The sequence below is a fragment of the Pseudomonas sp. P5_B2 genome, from assembly GCF_056400445.1.
Genome location: NZ_JBFULH010000776.1, coordinates 1 through 1,726, shown reverse-complemented (window position 1 = coordinate 1,726; position 1,726 = coordinate 1). Strand labels below are relative to the sequence as shown.

The 1,726-nt window shown below is 58.6% G+C and carries 3 protein-coding genes; all 3 read left to right on the top strand.

The features are described from left to right. Window positions 1-383, top strand: a 383-nt coding sequence (locus tag AC1DRJ_RS26665) for an FAD-binding domain-containing protein (protein ID WP_477804785.1), incomplete at its 5' end; no start/stop codon positions are given. Between the two features lie 54 nt (window positions 384-437). Continuing rightward, the gene (locus AC1DRJ_RS26660; protein ID WP_477804784.1) at window positions 438-1,280 is read left to right on the top strand and encodes an SDR family NAD(P)-dependent oxidoreductase; all 843 of its coding nucleotides are present in this window, start codon (window positions 438-440) and stop codon (window positions 1,278-1,280) included. 67 nt (window positions 1,281-1,347) lie between these two features. Next, window positions 1,348-1,653 carry a YkgJ family cysteine cluster protein gene (locus AC1DRJ_RS26655; RefSeq protein WP_477804783.1) on the top strand — a complete coding sequence of 102 codons (306 nt, stop codon included), beginning with the start codon at window positions 1,348-1,350 and terminating at the stop codon, window positions 1,651-1,653. The last annotated feature ends 73 nt before the right edge of the window (window positions 1,654-1,726 follow it).

Genomic DNA, 1,726 nt, shown 5'->3' with positions numbered 1-1,726 from the left:
ACTGGCGTGAAGGCGAGCGCTTTTTCATGCGGCATTTGATCGACGGCGATCTGGCGGCGAACAACGGTGGCTGGCAGTGGAGTTCGTCCACCGGAACCGATTCGGCGCCCTGGTTCCGGATTTTCAATCCGTTGAGCCAGTCGGAAAAATTCGACGCCGAAGGCGTGTTCATCAAGCATTGGCTGCCAGAACTGGCCGGGCTCGACAAAAAGGACGTACACAACCCGGCCAACATCGGCGGCCTGTTCGGTATTGCGGACTATCCATCGCCAATCGTCAATCTGAGCACGTCCCGACAACGGGCGCTGGCCGCGTTCAAAAACCTGCCAGCACGACAAGGTTTATCGTCACCGGGATTACTTCGATCCCAGGGCGCTGAATGACCAACATTTACCCATATTGGGTCGGGCGATTGCCTGACTGAAAAGGAGAATGGGATGAGTTTTTCTCCCCCACGGCGCTACTGGTTGACCGGCGCCAGTAGCGGCATTGGCGCCGCGCTGGCCGAAGAAATACTGAAAACGGGCGCTCACGTGGCCGTCAGTTCACGCTCGGCAGCGGTGCTGAAAGTCTTGTCGCTACGCTATCCAGGACAAGTGCTGGTCTTGCCTGGAGACCTGACCAACAGCCAGCAAGTGCGCGAAATCGGCGAGCAAATTGCACAAGACTGGGGATCGCTGGACACGGTGATTCTCAACGCTGGTACCTGCGAGTATGTCGACGTTCAGCAATTTGATTCGTCCATTGTCGAACACGTGGTGCGCACCAATCTGCTCGCCAGCGCCTATTGCATCGAGGCCGCGATACCCCTGCTGCGCAAAGGCACCGCACCGCACATGGTGGGCATCGCCAGTTCCGTGACGTATTTGCCGTTGCCACGTGCGGAAGCCTATGGCGCGTCAAAGGTCGGGCTGCGTTACATGTTCGAATCGCTGCGCATCGACCTGGCGCCGGAAGGCATTGAAGTCACCATGGTCAGCCCTGGGTTTGGCCAGACACCGCCGACAGCAAAGAGTGACTTCCCCATACCGCTCAGTTGGCCGGTGGGTAAGGCGGCCCGGCACCTCTTCGCAAAACTCAAGAACCGGCCATTGGAGATCGCCTTTCCAGGCCTTTTCATGGCGGCACTTTGGCCGCTGTCGAAAATGCCCAACGCAGCGCAACTGGCTATTGGCAAACGCATGGTGCGCAGCAACCCGCCGATCCTGGATCTACTCTGCACATCGCCCTCACCGGCAGTTGTTCCCGCACTCAGTTCATGGCCCGATGGCACGCCCTAGATACCCGGCACTGAGCGTCCGTCAGGCCTTTCACACAGCACCGGTTCACTGCCTTACACTGCGCGCCATGAAAACCATTCCCCACACGCAAATCGCCGAACCGGCCGTCACGTGCTCGACCTGCGCGGCGTGCTGCTGTCAGCTCGAAGTGATGCTGATCACCGACACAGGCGTGCCCGAACGTTTTATCGATACCGATGATTGGGGCGGCGAAGTCATGCTGCGTCTGGACGACGGCTGGTGCGCAGCGCTGGATCGCAACAGCATGATGTGCACGATCTACGAAAAGCGTCCGCTGATCTGCCGGGAATTCGAGATGGGTGCACCGGAGTGCATTGAAGAACGCCAGGGGATCAGCAGCGTGTATCGCTGAATATCAGGCCACTGAAGATTAAATGTGGGAGCGGGCTTGCTCGCGAATGCGATTTCACAGCCAACATCTATGT

What these genes read in the sequence shown, in the direction of transcription:
- AC1DRJ_RS26655 (WP_477804783.1), top strand. Translation starts at nt 1,348, where the DNA reads ATGAAAACCATTCCCCACACGCAAATCGCCGAACCGGCCGTCACGTGC.
- AC1DRJ_RS26660 (WP_477804784.1), top strand. Translation starts at nt 438, where the DNA reads ATGAGTTTTTCTCCCCCACGGCGCTACTGGTTGACCGGCGCCAGTAGC.